The following is a 16381-nucleotide window of genomic DNA, read 5'->3' as shown; positions in this document are numbered from 1 at the left end:
AATTTCATCGATTCCCAAATACAATCACCAACAGGGACGGGACCATGACTTTCAGACAGATTCTGCTTGCCTCGGCGGCGCTCGCCACCCTCGCAGGAGCGGCGCAGGCCGAGAACGTGCTCAAGTGGGGCGCCAACCGGGACATCGGCTCGCTCGACCCTTATTCCTACGGCGACAGCTTCACCATCAACGTGCTGAACCACGTCTACGAGGGGCTGGTGCGCTACAATGCCGACCTCAAGATCGAACCGGCGCTGGCCACCAGCTGGGAAATTCTCGACGACAAGGTCACCTGGCGCTTCAAGCTGCGCGAGGGGGTCACCTTCCACAACGGCAACCCTTTCACCGCCGAGGACGTGGTTGCCTCGCTGCAGCGCGTCAGCCATGAGACCTCGCCGCTGAAGGGCAACCTCCCGGCCTATGTTTCGTCGGAGGCGGTCGATGATCTCACCGTCGACATCACGCTCAACGGCACCTACCCGCTTCTCCTCAACGACCTGACAAACATCCATATTTTCGACAAGGAATGGATGGTCGAGCACGATTCCCTGCTGCCCACCGACATTGGATCGGGCACCGAGGGCTATGCGACCTACAACGCCAATGGCACCGGCCCGTTCAAGGTCGAAAGCCGTCAGCCCGACGCCAAGACCGTCTTCGTCGCGAACGCCGACTGGTGGGATGAGCCGCAACACAATCTGGACCGCATCGAGCTGACCCCGGTGACCTCGGCGGCGACCCGCGTCGCGGCGCTGCTCTCCGGCGAGATCAACTTCACCAATGACGCGCCGGTGCAGGATCTTCCCCGCCTCGCCGCCGCGCCCGACGTCGACGTACTCGAGGGCGTGGACCTGCGCACCGTGATGATCGGCTTTCCCTTCCGTGACACATTGGTGTCGGGTGAGCCCAACCCCTTCAAGGAAAAATCCGTGCGCGAGGCGCTCTACAAGGCGATCGATCTCGACCTGATCCAGAGCCGGGTTATGCGCGGCAAATCCCGCACCGCCGGTGCCACCGTGGCGCCGCCGATCCCTGGATATTCGGAAGAACTGGATACAGTTCCCGGATACGATCCTGATGCAGCCAAGTCGCTCCTGGCCGAGGCTGGCGTGCCCGAGGGTCTGCAGTTCGAGTTCAACTGCCTCGCCGATGGACTGGTGAACGAGGAGCAGTTCTGTCAGGCCATCGCCTCCATGTGGTCGCGCATCGGGCTCGCGCCCAAGCTCGACGTGGCGCCGCGCGCGGTGCAGACGCCGAAGCGGACCAATGGCCAGACCGACATCTACACGCTCGGCTGGGCAACGCTGCCGATGCTCGACGCCTACTCGCCGCTGCTGCAAATCTTCCACAGCAAAGAGGGCAACTCGGGCGTCTTCAACTGGGGTGGCTGGTCCTATCCCGAACTCGACGCGCTGATCGACGCGGCGGGCAGCGAACTCGACACCGACACCCGCCTGTCGCTCGAGACCGAGGCCCTGCAGTTCGTCAAGGACGAGATGATCATGATCCCGCTGCACCAGCAGCCCATGGCCTGGGCGGTGACCGACGAGGTCAGCGAGATGCCGCTCTTCCCTGACAACAAGCCGCGCCTGTGGTTCGCGCAAGTCGGCCAGGGCAGCTGAGACAGGCGCGCGGGGGCACCTGTCCCCGCGTCCTTACCCCTCGAGACAGGATGACAGCCGGTGGGCCCGTCCCGCCCGCAAGACAGGAGTGAGCCATGCTCGCCTTTCTCATCAAGCGCACGGCCAACGCGGCCTTCGTGATGCTCGCCGTGGCGCTGCTGGCCTTCGTGATATTCCGCTTCTTCGGCGATCCCGTCGAGATGATGGTCAACGAGCAGGCGACCCAGGCCGACCGCGCCGAGCTGCGCGAGCGACTGGGGCTCAACGACGGTTTCGTCACCCAGTACACGCGCTTCGTCACCAACGCCGCGCAGGGCGATTTCGGCATCTCCTACCGCAACCAGCAGGACGTCATGGTGCTGATCGGCGAGCGCTTCCCGGCTACATTCGAGCTGGTGCTTGTGGCCACGGTGATCTCGCTCGTGGTCGGCATCCCGCTCGGGGTGATCACCGCCGTGCACCGCAACTCGCGACTGGCGAACGCGCTGCAGCTGGGTTCGATCGTCGGCGTCTCGCTGCCGAGCTTCGTGGTCGGCATCCTGCTGATCCTCGGCTTCTCGGTCAGTCTCGGCTGGCTGCCCGCCTTCGGGCGCGGCGAGACGGTGGACATCGGCTGGTGGTCGACCGGGCTGCTCACCCCCTCGGGCCGCGCGGCGCTGGTGTTGCCCGCGCTGTCGCTCTCGACCTTCCAGATCACCCTGGTGATGCGGCTGGTGCGGGCCGAGATGCTCGAGACCCTGCGCAGCGACTACGTGAAATTCGCCCGCGCGCGCGGCGTGCCTAAGGCCCGGGTGCACTGGGTGCACGCGCTGCGCAACTGCCTGATGCCGGTGATCACCCTCACCGGCATGCAAATCGGCAACCTCATCGCCTTCGCGCTGGTCACCGAAACGGTGTTCCAATGGCCCGGCATGGGGCTGCTCTTCATCCAGGCGGTGACCTTCGTCGATATCCCGGTGATGGCCGCCTACCTGATGCTCGTTTCCTTCATCTTCGTGCTGCTCAATACGCTGGTCGACGTGACCTATGCCTGGGTCGATCCCCGGCTGCGCGACGATGCCGCCAAAGCCGGAGGGGCCAATGGCTGACATCACCCCCATGACCGACACTTCGAAAAGCCCCGCCCCGACCACAGCGCCCCGCCGGACGCGCCTTGCCGCGCTGCGCGAGAGCGACCTGTGGTATTCCTTCCGCAGTCATCCCAGCGCGATCTTCGCGGCCTGCCTGCTGGCGTTCGTGGCGATGAGCGCCCTACTGGCACCCCTCATCACGCCGCAGGACCCCTACGACCTCGCCGCGCTCGAGCTGTGGAACGCCGAGATTCCGCCGATCTGGAACGCGCAGGGGCAATGGCCCTACATCCTCGGCACCGACACGCAGGGCCGCGACATCCTCTCGGCGATCCTCTACGGCTCGCGGATCAGCCTTGTGATCGGCTTTGCTTCGGTCATGGTGGCGCTGGCGGTCGGGCTCTCTCTGGGGCTCATCGCAGGTTACTTCGGCGGCTGGATCGACAACGTGATCATGCGGATCGGCGACGTGCTGCTGTCTATGCCCTTCATCCTGATCGCCATCCTCATCACCGCCGTCGCCACCGCCGCGCTGCCGACGCACCTCAAGGATGTGCTCGCCGCGCCGATCCTGATCCTCGCCATCGCTGTGCCGTCCTGGGTACAATACGCCCGCACCGTGCGCGCCTCGGCGATGGTCGAGCGCAAGAAGGATTACGTCAGCGCGGCGCGGCTGATCCGGGTGAAGGCCTGGCGGATCATGCTGCACCACATCCTGCCCAACTGCATGACCCCGATCCTCGTCGCAGCGACGCTGAACTTCGGCCTCGCGATCCTCTCCGAGGCGACGCTGTCCTTCCTCGGCGTCGGCATGCCGCCGGACCAGCCCAGCCTCGGCACGCTGATCCGCGTGGGCAACCAGTACCTCTTCTCCGGCCTGTGGTGGATCGTCGTGTTTCCCGCGATCCAGCTGTGCCTGATCGTCCTGTCGGTCAACATGATCGGCGACTGGCTGCGCGATGCGCTCAACCCGAAACTGAGATGACCATGACTGCAAAGACCCTGAAGAACGTGCGCCCGATGGGCGCTGCTACCACCGACCTGTACATCGTGGACGGCCGCTTTGCCGCCGCCGCGCCCGAGGGCGCCGAGGTCATCGACTGCGGCGGTCGCATCCTGATCCCCGGGCTGGTCGAGGCACACACCCATCTCGACAAGTCGCTGCTCGGCCTGCCGTGGTACCGCAACGAGGTCGGCCCGCGGCTGATCGACAAGATCGACAACGAACGCGAGGTGAAGGTCTCGCTCGGGCTCGACCCGCAGGTGCAGAGCGAGCGGCAGGCGATCCTATCGATCAGCCATGGCACCACCCACATTCGCAGCCACGTCGATGTCGACACCCACCACGGGCTGCGCGGCATCGAGGGCGTCATGGCAACGCGCGAGAAACTGGCGGGCTACGTAGATATCGAGATCGTCGCCTTCCCGCAGTCCTCGATGATTCCGCGACCCGGCACGGTCGAATTGATGGATGAGGCGCTGGCGCTCGGCGCCGACGTTGTCGGCGGTATCGACCCCTGCGGCATCGAGCGCGACCCCAAGGGACATCTCGATGCGGTGTTCCGGCTCGCCGAAAAGCATGGCAAGCCGATCGACATCCACCTGCATGAGCGTGACCTGATGGGTGGGTTCTCGATGGAAGAGATCATCGGCCGGACCCGAGCACACGGGATGCAGGGCAAGGTCACCGTCAGCCACGCCTTCTGCCTCGGCATGAGTGACCGTGCCTATGTCGCATCGCTGCACGAGCAGCTCGCCGAAGAGCGCATCCACATCATAACCACCGCCCCGGCCTCGGCGCCGGTGCCGCTGGTCAAGGAGCTGAAGGCGGCCGGCATCCTCACCGGCGCGGGTTCGGACGGCATCCGCGACACCTGGGGACCCTATGGGAACGCCGACATGCTGGAACGGGCGATGTTCGTCGGGCTGCGCAACAACCTGAGGCGCGACGACGAGGTCGAACTGGCGCTGGACATCTGCACCCATGGCGGCGCCGCGATCATGGAGGTCGAGGGCTACGGACTAGAACCCGGCGATCAGGCCGATGCCGTGCTGGTCGAGGGCGAGACGCTGGCAGAGGCGGTCGCACTGCGCGCGCCCCGGGCGCTGGTGCTCAAACGCGGCATGGTCGTCGCGCGGGGCGGCAAAGCCGTGATCGACGCGCCATGAGCCGCACCCTGCTCTCGGCCCGCTGGGTCATCGGCCACAAGGGCGGCCGCCACGTCGTGCACGAGAACGGGGTGGTGGTGATCGAGGGCTCCCGCGTGTTGCATGTGGGGCGCGACTTCGACGGTGAGGTTGCGCAGCGCGTGGACTACGGGGAGGCGGTGATCTCGCCCGGGTTCATCGACCTCGACGCGCTGTCGGACCTCGATACGACCATCCTCGGCTATGACAATGGCCCCGCGTGGAAGGCGGGCCGGGTCTGGCCCGAGAGCTACGTCGCGCGCGGCCCCTACGAGATGTACTCGACCGAAGAGCTGGCCTTCCAGAAGCGCTTTGCCTTCGCGCAGCTTATCCGCAACGGCATCACCACCGCCCTGCCCATCGCGTCGCTGTTCTACCGCGCCTGGGGCGAGACCGTGGCCGAGTTCGACGCCGCCGCACAGGCCGCCGAGGAGCTGGGGCTGCGCGTCTATCTCGGCCCCGCCTATCGCACCGGCGGGCAGGTCACCGACGAGGCGGGCACGATCCGCGCCATCTACGATGAACCGCGCGGACTGCAGGGGCTGGAGGACGCTGCAGCCTTTGCCACGCGCATCGACGGCACCGCAGGCGGCCGCATCCGCGCGATGTTCGCCCCGGACCGGATCGAGACCTGCACCGAAGAGCTCTTGCGCCGCACTCAGGCGCTTGCCGCAGAGATGGGTGCGCCGGTACGTCAACATTGCTGCCAGTCGCCCACCGAGCTGCGGCTGGTGCAGGAGCAGCATGGCACCACGCCGATCGACTGGCTCGACCGGATCGGTACGCTGGAAAGCAACTGGCTGCTGCCGCATGGAACCCATGCCTCGGAGCGCGACTTCGCACTGATCGCCGAGCGCGGCGCAACACTGGTCCATTGCCCGCTGGTTACTGCGAGGCACGGTGGCCTGCTGCGCTCCTTCCCGGCCTGCCGGGCGCGTGGCATCAATATCGGCCTCGGCACCGACACCTGGCCGCCGGACATGATCCTCAACATGCAGATCGGCATGATGGTCGCGCGGATCGCCGGTTCCGACGCGCTGCGCAGCGAGGAAATGTTCGACGCGGCCACGCTGGGTGGCGCGCGCGCGCTTGGCCGGACCGACCTCGGCCTGCTCGCGCCCGGAGCCTGCGCCGACATCACGGTGATCGACCTCGGCCGCACGCTGCAGACCCCCGACCCGGTACAGAGCCTGATGACCTCGGCCTCGGGGCGTGACGTGCGCGATGTCTGGATCGACGGGCGCCGCGTGATGGCCGACCGCAGGATTCCCGGTTGCGACGAGACCGCCGACATGGCCCGCGCGCAGGCGCGGTTCGACGCGCTGATCGCCAAGTACCCCGACCGCACCGCCGGCCATCCGCCGGTGACCGAGATCTTCCGCCCCAGCTACGCAAGGAGCGAGCGATGACCGACCCTGTTCTGGACGTGCGCGGATTGCGCGTCGAGTTTCCCACCCGCCGCGGCGTGCTCACCGCCGTGGATGATATCTCACTGACCATCGGACGCGGCGAGATTCTTGGCGTCGTCGGCGAGTCCGGTGCCGGCAAGTCGATGACCGGCATGGCGATCCTCGGCCTGCTCGAGCCGCCGGGCCGAATCGCTGCCGGCGAGATCCGCCTTTCGGGCACCCGCATCGACATGCTGACCGAGAGCGAGATGCAGAAGGTGCGCGGCCGTCGCATCGGCGCGATCTTCCAGGACCCGCTGACCTCGCTCAACCCGCTGTTCAGGGTCGGCGATCAGCTCGTCGAGACCATTCGCCTGCACACCGCACTGAGCAAGAGCGCCGCCCGCGCCCGCGCGCTCGAGCTTATGCGCGAGGTCGGCATTCCGGCGGTCGAGGAGCGCATCGACAACTACCCGCACCAGTTTTCGGGCGGCATGCGGCAGCGCATCGTGATCGCGCTGGCGCTCTGTGCCGAGCCTGAACTTATCATCGCCGACGAGCCGACCACCGCGCTCGACGTGTCGATCCAGGCGCAGATCACCGCGCTGCTCAAGCGGCTCTGTCGCGAGCGCGGAACGGCGGTCATGCTGGTGACCCATGACATGGGGGTGATCGCCGAAACCGCCGACCGGGTGGCGGTGATGTACGCAGGGCGGCTGGCCGAGCTCGGCGCGGTCGAGGACGTGGTGCGCCGTCCCCGTCACCCCTACACCGAGGGGCTGATGGGTTCGATCCCCAGCCTGCGCAAGGACATGGACGAGCTGCAGATGATCCCGGGCGCGATGCCGCGGCTCGACAGCATCCCGCATGGATGCGCATTCAACCCGCGATGCGCCCGTGCCGGACCGCGCTGCCGCCGTGACACGCCGCGGCTTGAAACCACCGGCGCCGCCTGCTGGCTCGCCCTGACCGGAGAAACCGCATGACCCGACCGATCCTCGAAGTCGACGCGCTGGAGCGCCGGTTCGACGTCTCCGCCCCCTGGCTCAACCGCCTGCTCGAAGGCAAGCCGCGGCGCACTCTGCGCGCTGTCGACGGGGTGGATTTCGATATTCAGCCCGGCCAGACCCTGGCGCTGGTTGGCGAATCCGGCTGCGGCAAGTCGACCATCGCCAAGCTGGTCACCGGGCTGCACGCGCCCTCCGGCGGCGCGATCCGCTTCAACGGCGATCCCGACAAGATGCAGATGATCTTCCAGGACCCCTATGCCTCGCTCAACCCGCGCTGGCGGGTCGGCCGGATCATTGCCGAACCGCTGCGCACGCTGCGCCCCGAGACGCCCGAGCCGCAGGTCATGGCGCGCGTTGATGAGCTGCTGCGCACCGTTGGCCTCGCCCCCGCCGATGCGGCCAAGTTCCCCCACGAATTCTCGGGAGGCCAGCGCCAGCGTATCTCGATCGCCCGCGCGCTGGCAGGCAAGCCCGAGTTCCTCGTCTGCGATGAACCGACGTCGGCGCTCGACGTGTCGGTGCAGGCGCAGGTGCTCAACCTGATGAAGCGTCTGCAGAAAGAAATGGGGCTCACATACCTCTTCATCAGTCACGATCTGTCGGTGGTACGGCACATGGCGGATGTGATCGCTGTGATGTACCTCGGGCGGATCGTCGAGATCCAGCCGACCGCCGATCTCTTTGCCCGCCCGCTGCATCCCTATACGCGCATGCTGCTCGATACGATCCCCGACCTCGAAGCCCCGAAGCGCGACCGCGTGCCGATGGGCGGCGAGGTGCCCTCGCCGGTGTCGCCGCCCCCCGGATGCAGCTTCCATCCGCGCTGCCCGATTGCCTTCGATCGCTGCAAGCGCGAACGCCCGCAGCGCGAGGTACATGTCCATCAACGCCGCGTTGCCTGTTTCGCCGCCGAGGAGAGCGCCGATGTATGAAGACCGTTTCCTCCGCCGTGCCATCGAGATCTCGGCGCAAGCGCTGACCACACCGGGCACGGAACCCTTCGGCGCAGTGGTGATCCGCGATGGGGAAATCGTCGGCGAGGGCATAAATCGCTCGGTGCTCAACCACGATCCGACCTCGCATGGCGAGACCGAGGCGATCCGCGATGCCTGCCGCAATCTCGGCACCGTCGATCTTCGCGGTGCGGCGCTCTACTCCAGTTGCGAGCCCTGCCCGCTCTGCGTCGCCGCGATGCTGATCGCCGGGGTATCGGAACTCTACTACGCGGCGGACATGGCACAGGCGGGCGCGGCGCTCGGGGAGCTGCCGGAAAGCGCGCGGTTTCCCATCGATGTCGACAACATGCTGGCGCAGTGCGGGCTGCCCGCGCCGGAGCGGACGATGGTCAGCGCCCGGCACCAAGATGCTGAGGCCGCGCGGATCCTGCAGCTCTGGGCCGACAAGGCGTCGAGCTCTCCAGACACAGCTCTGGAAAATTGACCAAAGACGACCGCCAACCTCCGCCGATCGGTCGCGTAGGAAGTCGAATTAAGTTACTATCCGCGTCGGTTGGCCGGCCGATAGATTTGCTAAGGAGAACGCTCGCCGGTAGGTCCAACTGATCCAGCCGCGAACCAAACAATCAGCCATCAGCGCCCCGCAAGAGGCCGCGATAGCGCGCGAGGCTGCCCTCGAGGTGCGCCTTCATCGCTGCTTCCGCCGCCTCGGGCGCGCCGTCGATGATCGCATCGACGATACGCGCGTGCTCCTGCACAAGATCGGGGTTCGGCTTGTAGGCACGCGGCGTACCGCTCTTGCCGGCCTCCAGTTCGACCCGGGGCACGATGCCGGGGCGGATCAGAGCAAGAAACTCGGGAAACCGCTTGTTCTGCGTGGCCTGCGCGATGGCGTAATGGAAGGCGAAGTCTGCTTCGCGGGTGTTGCCGCCTTCCTCGAAGGCTTTTGAGACGGCGGCATTGGCCGCGAGGATCGCCTCGATCTGCTGCGCCGAGCGCCGCGCGGCAGCGAGCCCAGCGGCGCGGATCTCGAAGGCCGAACGCAGCTCGAACAGTTCGATCACCCCCGAGAGCCGCTCCATGTCGAGATCGGCGAACGGCTGCGCCCGCCGCGCCTGCACCGGATCGAGCGCGAAAACCCCAGAACCCTTGCGCGCTTCCACCAGCCCCTCGGACCGCAGCAGGCCAAGCGCCTCGCGTACGACGGTACGGCTGACAGAGTGGATGCGCGTGAGCTCGGATTCGCTGGGCAGGCGGTCGCCGGGACGAAAGCGCCCAGTCTCAATCTCGCGCCGCAGCCCGGCGGCGATCAGCTCAGCACGGGTGCGCGCGGGCGACGGCTCAGCGGCCTGCCCGGTGGGCGAGAGAAGAGCATTCGTGTCGGTCATAGGTTCGCGCCTGCGGATTTCTGTACAACAGGAAGTCTAGCCGCACCAGGGATCGGGACGCCAGAAAAATCGTCCATATTTCGGATATATCAATCACTCGACCGCGGAATGGTCCGGAAAAACCGTTGACCCGCCAAGGGTACATGTCATACCTTCCTGTTATACAGGTTGCCGCTTGGCGTCCCTGCCTGCGGAGAGGAGGAGACCACCCGTGATCATCACCGACGTGTCCGTGCGCGTGTTCCGGCACAAGACCCGCCGTCACTCCGACAGCGCGGGCCACGCCCACCCCGGCCCCGAGCACGAGGTGCAGCAGGCCATTGTCACCATCCGCAGCGAGGACGGAATCGAGGGCCATTCCTTCTGCCCGCCCGAGGTGGCGCGCCAGCATGTTATCGACAAGTACATCCAGAAGGTGCTGATCGGGCAGGACCACCGTGACCGCGAGCGGCTGTGGCAGGATCTGGCACATTGGCAGCGCGGCTCGGCGGCACAGCTTACCGACCGGACTTTGGCGGTGATCGACTGCGCGCTCTGGGATCTGGCGGGTCGCACGCTGAATCAGCCGGTATACAAGCTGATCGGCGGCTACCGCGACAAGGTACTGGCATATGGCTCGATCATGTGCGGCGATGAGATCGAGGGTGGGCTCGCCACGCCCGAGGACTACGGCCGTTTCGCCGAGACGTTAGTGGCGCGCGGCTACAAGGGCATCAAGCTGCATACATGGATGCCCCCCGTAAGCTGGGCGCCGGATGTGAAGATGGACCTCAAGGCCTGCGCCGCAGTGCGCGAGGCGGTCGGCCCCGACATCGCGCTGATGATCGACGCCTTCCACTGGTACAGGCGTACCGAGGCGCTGGAACTGGGCCGGGGGCTGGAGAAGCTGGATTTTGCGTGGATTGAGGAGCCGATGGACGAACAGTCCATGTCTTCCTACCGCTGGTTGGCCGACAACCTCGACATTCCCGTGGTCGGCCCAGAAAGCGCAGCGGGCAAGCACTGGCACCGCGCCGAATGGATTACCTCAGGCGCCTGCGACATCCTGCGCACCGGGGTAAACGATGTCGGTGGCATCACCCCGGCGTTGAAGACCATGCATCTGGCCGAGGCCTTCGGCATGGAATGCGAGGTGCATGGTAATACCGCGATGAACCTGCACGTCGTCGCCGCGACGAAGAACTGCAAATGGTACGAGCGTGGCCTTCTGCACCCATTCCTCGAATACGACGACGGGCTCGACTACCTCAACACGCTGTCCGACCCGATGGACCGCGACGGCTACGTCCATGTCCCTGACCGTCCCGGTCTGGGCGAGGACATCAACTTTGACCTCATCGAAAACAACCGCGTCTGCTGAACCGGCGCGGGTCTCTAGAGCTTTGGGAGGAGAACCTATGAGACATTTCCTGACGGGCGTGGCGCTTTCGGCGCTGCTGGCGGGGGCCAGCCCAGTGCTGGCCGAAACCCCCGACGACCAGCTGATCGTCGCTTTCACCATGACCAACGTGCTGACCATGGATCCCGCCGCGATCACCGGCGGTGAGGCGGTGCAGGTGCTCAACAACGTCTACGACGCGCTGGTCGAGCTCGACCCCGAGACCAAGGCGCTGATGCCGCGTCTCGCGGAGAGGTGGGAGATCGGCGAGGACAACCTCAGCATCACCTTCCACCTGCGCTCCGATGCCACCTTCGCTTCTGGCAACCCGGTGACGGCAGCGGATGTGAAATATAGCTTTGACCGGGTGATGGCCCTTGGCCAGTCGCAATCCTCGGGCCTCAACTCGCGCGGCTTCACCGCCGATGGGGTGGATGAGCAGTTTCAGGTGATCGACGATCACACGTTCCGCATGGTGATGCCGGAGGCGGGCGATCCCAAGATGATCCTAATGTACATCTCGCAGGCGGGCGTCGGCTCGATCCTCGACAGCAAGCTGGTCGAGGAACATGCGGGCGACGATCAGGGACAGGCCTGGCTGACCAACAATTCGGCAGGATCGGGGGCTTTCACCCTCGGCCAGTGGCGTGCCAATGAATACGTGATCCTCACGCGGAACGACGACTTCTGGGGTGACGCACCCGCAATGAAGCGCGTACTGATGCGCCACCTGCCAGAAAGCCAGAGCCAGCGGCTCGGCCTGCAGCAGGGCGACATCGATGTGGGCTTCAGCCTTGCCGCGCCCGACCTTCGCGCGCTGGAAAAGGACGAGACGATCACCGTCGAGACCGTGCCGAGCGCCGGCTTTTACTACCTTGCCGCCTCGACCGCCGACGAGAAGTTCGCCAACCCCAAGGTGCGCGAGGCGCTGCGCTACCTCATTGACTACACGGGCATCAACGGCGCGATTATGCCCTACTTCGGCGTCGAGCGACAGCGAGTGATCAACAGCAGCGCCTTCTCGGCCCTGCCCGATCCGGGCTACGCGCTCGACGTGAAAAAGGCCAAGGCATTGCTCGCCGAGGCGGGCTTCCCCGACGGGTTCGACACCACGCTGCGGGTGATTTCGACCCAGCAGTTCCTCGACAGCGCCACTGCCATTCAGGGCACGCTGGCACAGGCCGGGATCAATGCCGAGATCATCACCGGCGATGGCGGGCAGATTTATGGCGCCATGCGCGAGCGGCAGTTCGAGCTCTTGGTCGGGCGCGGCGGCGGCGGCCAGCAGCCGCACCCCGACAGCAACCTGCGCGCGCTGGTCTACAACCCCGACAACAGCGACGAGGCGGGGCTGACCAACTACCAGAGCTGGCGCACCTCTTATCAGGACACCGAGTTGAACGGGCTGATCGAGAGCGCACTGGTGGAGCGTGACGCCGACGCGCAGATCGCCCAGTACGAGCAGATCCAGCAGATGATCGACGATAAGGTGACCTCGATCCAGCCGTTCTCGGAACGGGTGGTCACCGCAGCCTTTCAGGACGACGTATCGGGGGTGATCATCGACCCTTGGGTGTCGCGCTTCGAAGACGTGGTGAAGTCGCGCTAAGCGGCAAACCATAGGGGACGCAGAGGGCGCATCCCACGGGATGCGCCCTTTTTGTGTGTAGGCTGTTGGCTGGCCAGCAGGCTTCGCCTTTGTTCCGGGCGGATCAGTGCCCTTGCCTAAGCTCCCTCGCCCATTCGGCCTGGACTGGTCATCGGAACCAACAAGGAACTGCCATTGCCCCAACGACACCCCCTCCCTGCCATGCGGCAGGGAGGGGGTGTCGTACTGTCGTTAAAGATGCCCTACGCCGCGCCCTCGTAGGCAAGGCTGGCTGCAATCAGCTCCTGCGCGTAGGGGTGCCGCGCCGATCCGTCGAGGATCGCCTCGCGCGGCAGCACCTCGACGATGTCCCCGGCCTTCATCACCGCAAAGCGGTCGCACATGTGGTCGATCACCGCGAGATCGTGGCTGACCATGACGTAGGTGAATCCCTTCTCCTCGCGCAGCCGGACCAAAAGATTGAGGATCTCTGCCTGCACCGAGACATCGAGCGCCGAGGTCGGCTCGTCGAGCAGCAAGACTTCGGGCTCGAGGATCAGCGCACGGGCGATCGCAACGCGCTGGCGTTGCCCCCCCGACAGCTGGTGCGGGTACCGATCCAAAAACTCCACCGGCAGGCCAACGTCTCGCATTACCTGCGCGAGCCGGCGCTCGGTATCGCCGAGCCGGTGGATCTTCAGCGGTTCCGACAGCGTGGTGCGCACCGAATGGCGCGGGTGGAGCGAACCGTAGGGATCTTGGAACACCATCTGCAGAGTGCGGCACCGCTCCATCAGGTCCATCTCGCGCACCGATCGGCTGCCGACCTTGGCATCGCCGTGCCAGTTGCCCAGCAACATCGAGGCGCAGCGCAGCACCGTCGACTTGCCCGAGCCGCTCTCGCCAACGAGCCCGAAGCATTCCCCAGGTGCCACCTCGAAGCTCACCTCGGGCAGGATCGTTACCGCGCCGAAGCGGATCGACATTTTCTCAATGCTCAGCGGTTTCATGCGGGGGCCTCCATGGTCCAACTCGGGTCGCGCTGCAGCACCGGCAGGGGCGCGCGCGCGCCGCCGATGCGCGGCTGCGCGGCCAGAAGCCCGCGCGTGTAAGGATGCGTCGCACGGTCGAGATCGCGCGCGTCCAGCGTCTCGACCACCCGGCCAGCATACATGATCAGCACCCGATCGCAGAAGTTGCGCACGAGGTTGAGATCGTGGCTGATCATGATCAGCCCGATGCCGCGCTCCTTTACCAGATCGTCGAGGATCTTCAGCACCTGCAGCCGCACCGTGACGTCGAGTGCCGAGGTAGGCTCGTCGGCGATCACCAGATCGGGATCGGTAAGCAGCATCATGGCGATCATGATGCGCTGACCCATTCCGCCCGAGACTTCATGCGGGTAGAGATCGTAGACCCGCTCGGGATCGCGGATCTGCACCGCCGCCAGCATTGCCACCGCCTTTTCGCGCGCCGCCGCCTTCGAGCAGCGCACATGGGTGCGGTAGGCCTCGGCCACCTGGTCACCGCAGCGACGGATCGGGTTCAGAGAGTACTTGGGATCCTGCAGGATCATCGACATCCGCGCGCCGCGCAGCTTCAGCATCTGCGCCTCCGAGGCATTCAGCAGGTCGACTTCTTCGAAGCGCACAGCGTCGGCGCGCATCTCGGCATCGGGCAGTAGCTGCATGATCGCGCGGCCGACGGTCGACTTGCCCGAGCCGCTCTCGCCGACGATGCCGAGCCGCTCGCGCCCGAGGGTAAAGCTGACACCGCGGACCGCTGGCTCCTCGGCACCGGGGTAGCGCAGCGAAAGATTGCGAATATTGAGGATGGGATCGCTGGTCATGGCTCTCACCTCTTCATCATCTGTTTTGGGTCAAGTGCGTCGCGCAGCCCGTCGCCCAGCAGGTTGAACGCCAGACTAACTGACAGGATCCCGAGGCCGGGGAAGGTCACAAGCCACCAGCTGTCGATCATGTAGCGCCGCCCTGTGGCGATCATCGCGCCCCATTCCGGCATCGGCGGCTGTGCCCCGAGCCCGAGAAAACCCAGCCCCGCCGCCGTGAGGATCACCGTTGCCATGTTCAAGGTCAGGCGGATGAGTACCGAGGGAAGGCACATGGGCACGATGCTCTTCCAGATGATCCGCGCCGGGCTCGCGCCCTGCAGCCGCGCCGCCGCGATGTAGTCGGCGCTGCGGAATGTCATAGTCTCGGCCCGCGCCAGCCGCGCGATAGGCGGCCAGGCGGTGAGCGAGATGGCGATGATCGCATTGTTGAGGCTCGGCCCCAGCGCCGCGACGAAGGCCAGCGACAGGATCAGCGAGGGGAACGACAGGAAGATGTCGGTCACCCGCATCAGCACCACGTCGGTCTTGCCGCCGAAGTAGCCCGCCACCGTGCCCACCAACAGCCCCAGCGGGCCGACCACGATGGTCACGAGAAAGATGATCGTCAGCGTGATGCGCGAGCCGTGCACGAGGCGCGAAAAGATGTCCCGTCCGAGCTCATCGGTGCCGAAGAAGTGCCCGCCGCCCGGGGGTGCCAGCGTGTTCGTAAGGTCCTGCATGTAGGGATCATGCGTCGCGATGAGTGGCGCAAACAGCGCGGTGAGGATCAGCGCCGCCAGCACCAGCAGGCCGAAGGCCGAAGTCGGGGTCTTGGCAAGGAAGCGCAGGATGTTCCCGGCGGCGATCAGCGATTGCGGCATCCGGCGGCGGGTCTCGGCCGCGGGAGTGGTCTCGGACATGGTCATCGGGTCCTCGGGTCGAAGATGCGGTACAGCAGGTCGGACAGGATGTTCAGCGCGATGAAAATCACGCCGACGATCAGCACGCAGGTCATCACCGCGTTCATGTCGCCGATCAGCAGGTTAGAGGTCAGGTATTGGCCAAAACCGGGCCAAGCGAAGACCGTCTCAATGAGCACAGCGCCCTCGAGCAACGCGCCGTAGGCGAGCGCCACGATGGTCACCAGCTGCACGCGGATGTTGCCAAAGGCATGACGCCAGACGGTCTGGCGGCGGCTGAGGCCCTTGACCCGCGCGGTGGTCACATATTCCTGTCCAAGCTGGTCGAGCATGAAGCTGCGGGTCATCCGTGTGATATACGCTGAGGACGAATAGCCGAGCAGCGAGGCCGGCAACACAATGTGGTTGAGCGCCGAGCGGAAGACCTCCCACTCCCCGGCCATGATGCTGTCGATCAGCAGGAAGTTGGTCGTCTCGGGCACCATGCCGATGTAGAATTGGCTCATCCGGCCCGAACCGCCGACCCAGCCAAGCCCCGCGTAGAAAATCAGCAGCGCGATCATCCCGGTCCAGAAGATCGGCATCGAGTGGCCCATCAAGCTGAACACGCGGATCAACTGGTCTTGCCAGCGGTCCTTCTTCACCGCCGCGAGCACACCGAGCGGAATGCCGACACCGGCCCCGAAAAGGATGGCGAAGGTCGCGAGCTCGATGGTCGCGGGCAGCACGTGGAGGATGTCCTGAAGAACCGGCTGGCCGGTGCGGATCGAGGTCCCAAAATCAAATGTTGCCACATCGCGCAGGTAGACGAAGAACTGCTCCCACATCGGCCGGTCGAAGCCGAGTTGGCGGTACACCGTCTCGTAGACTTCGCGCGTCGCGTCCTCCCCGACGATGGCGCGGACCGGGTCGGTGGGCATGATGCGCCCGATCACGAAAGTCAGGATCAGTAGGCCGAATAGCGTGACGAGAACAGATCCCCCCTGCCCGGCCAGCGCCGCCCATCTGCGGCGGGTGTCGTAGGTCATGCCAGCTCCTCCTCC

Annotated in this window: 15 protein-coding genes; 10 read left to right on the top strand and 5 right to left on the bottom strand. The window is 65.7% G+C overall.

The genetic code is table 11. From position 1 onward, the window contains the following. The first annotated feature begins 44 nt into the window (after positions 1-44). The 8 genes from G0A00_RS19355 (at position 45) to G0A00_RS19320 (ending at position 8717) form a co-directional block, all read left to right on the top strand. Positions 45-1622 (top strand): ABC transporter substrate-binding protein, encoded by a 1578-nt coding sequence (locus G0A00_RS19355; RefSeq protein WP_164183824.1) that lies wholly within the window; start codon positions 45-47, stop codon positions 1620-1622. A 95-nt stretch (positions 1623-1717) separates the two neighbouring features. After that, positions 1718-2710, top strand: coding sequence for an ABC transporter permease (locus tag G0A00_RS19350; RefSeq protein ID WP_164183826.1), 993 nt, complete (start codon positions 1718-1720; stop codon positions 2708-2710). Then, positions 2703-3677 (top strand): ABC transporter permease, encoded by a 975-nt coding sequence (locus G0A00_RS19345; protein WP_164183828.1) that lies wholly within the window; start codon positions 2703-2705, stop codon positions 3675-3677. The genes G0A00_RS19350 and G0A00_RS19345 overlap by 8 nt, the downstream gene beginning before the upstream one ends. Before the next feature lie 2 nt (positions 3678-3679). Further along, positions 3680-4861, top strand: a complete 1182-nt coding sequence (locus G0A00_RS19340; RefSeq protein ID WP_164183830.1) for an amidohydrolase family protein — start codon at positions 3680-3682, stop codon at positions 4859-4861. Then, positions 4858-6288, top strand: coding sequence for a chlorohydrolase family protein (locus tag G0A00_RS19335; RefSeq protein ID WP_164183832.1), 1431 nt, complete (start codon positions 4858-4860; stop codon positions 6286-6288). Before G0A00_RS19340 ends, G0A00_RS19335 begins: the two co-directional genes overlap by 4 nt. After that, the gene (locus G0A00_RS19330) at positions 6285-7253 is read left to right on the top strand and encodes an ABC transporter ATP-binding protein (protein ID WP_164183834.1); all 969 of its coding nucleotides are present in this window, start codon (positions 6285-6287) and stop codon (positions 7251-7253) included. The genes G0A00_RS19335 and G0A00_RS19330 overlap by 4 nt, the downstream gene beginning before the upstream one ends. Continuing rightward, positions 7250-8209 carry an ABC transporter ATP-binding protein gene (locus tag G0A00_RS19325; RefSeq protein WP_164183836.1) on the top strand — a complete coding sequence of 320 codons (960 nt, stop codon included), beginning with the start codon at positions 7250-7252 and terminating at the stop codon, positions 8207-8209. Before G0A00_RS19330 ends, G0A00_RS19325 begins: the two co-directional genes overlap by 4 nt. Then, the gene (locus G0A00_RS19320) at positions 8202-8717 is read left to right on the top strand and encodes a nucleoside deaminase (RefSeq protein WP_164183838.1); all 516 of its coding nucleotides are present in this window, start codon (positions 8202-8204) and stop codon (positions 8715-8717) included. Before G0A00_RS19325 ends, G0A00_RS19320 begins: the two co-directional genes overlap by 8 nt. A gap of 142 nt (positions 8718-8859) precedes the next feature. On the opposite strand, the gene G0A00_RS19315 is transcribed toward G0A00_RS19320, so the two are convergent. Beyond that, positions 8860-9621 carry a FadR/GntR family transcriptional regulator gene (locus G0A00_RS19315; RefSeq protein WP_164183840.1) on the bottom strand — a complete coding sequence of 254 codons (762 nt, stop codon included), beginning with the start codon at positions 9619-9621 and terminating at the stop codon, positions 8860-8862. A gap of 211 nt (positions 9622-9832) precedes the next feature. Between G0A00_RS19315 and G0A00_RS19310 the strand changes: the two genes are divergently transcribed. Both G0A00_RS19310 and G0A00_RS19305 read left to right on the top strand, forming a co-directional pair. Further along, positions 9833-10981 (top strand): mandelate racemase family protein, encoded by a 1149-nt coding sequence (locus tag G0A00_RS19310; protein ID WP_164183842.1) that lies wholly within the window; start codon positions 9833-9835, stop codon positions 10979-10981. Between the two features lie 37 nt (positions 10982-11018). Continuing rightward, on the top strand, positions 11019-12608 hold the full coding sequence (locus G0A00_RS19305) for an ABC transporter substrate-binding protein (RefSeq protein ID WP_164183844.1): 1590 nt from the start codon (positions 11019-11021) through the stop codon (positions 12606-12608). Positions 12609-12850: 242 nt separating this feature from the next. Here the strand turns inward: G0A00_RS19305 and G0A00_RS19300 are convergent, their stop codons facing one another. From G0A00_RS19300 to G0A00_RS19285, 4 genes are read right to left on the bottom strand one after another with little or no spacing between them, the layout of a single operon-like run. Next, positions 12851-13597 (bottom strand): ABC transporter ATP-binding protein, encoded by a 747-nt coding sequence (locus tag G0A00_RS19300; RefSeq protein WP_164183846.1) that lies wholly within the window; start codon positions 13595-13597, stop codon positions 12851-12853. Continuing rightward, a complete protein-coding gene (locus tag G0A00_RS19295) occupies positions 13594-14436 on the bottom strand; it encodes an ABC transporter ATP-binding protein (RefSeq protein ID WP_164183848.1) in 843 nt (280 codons plus the stop codon). Before G0A00_RS19295 ends, G0A00_RS19300 begins: the two co-directional genes overlap by 4 nt. Positions 14437-14441: 5 nt before the next feature. Beyond that, positions 14442-15344, bottom strand: coding sequence for an ABC transporter permease (locus G0A00_RS19290; protein WP_164183850.1), 903 nt, complete (start codon positions 15342-15344; stop codon positions 14442-14444). Continuing rightward, the gene (locus G0A00_RS19285) at positions 15341-16366 is read right to left on the bottom strand and encodes an ABC transporter permease (RefSeq protein WP_164183852.1); all 1026 of its coding nucleotides are present in this window, start codon (positions 16364-16366) and stop codon (positions 15341-15343) included. Before G0A00_RS19285 ends, G0A00_RS19290 begins: the two co-directional genes overlap by 4 nt. Positions 16367-16381: the final 15 nt, after the last annotated feature.

This window comes from Salipiger sp. PrR002, from assembly GCF_010500775.1.
Lineage (GTDB): Bacteria > Pseudomonadota > Alphaproteobacteria > Rhodobacterales > Rhodobacteraceae > Salipiger.
The sequence above is the reverse complement of the archived record's forward strand: the minus strand, read 5'-3'. Positions and strand labels throughout refer to the sequence as shown.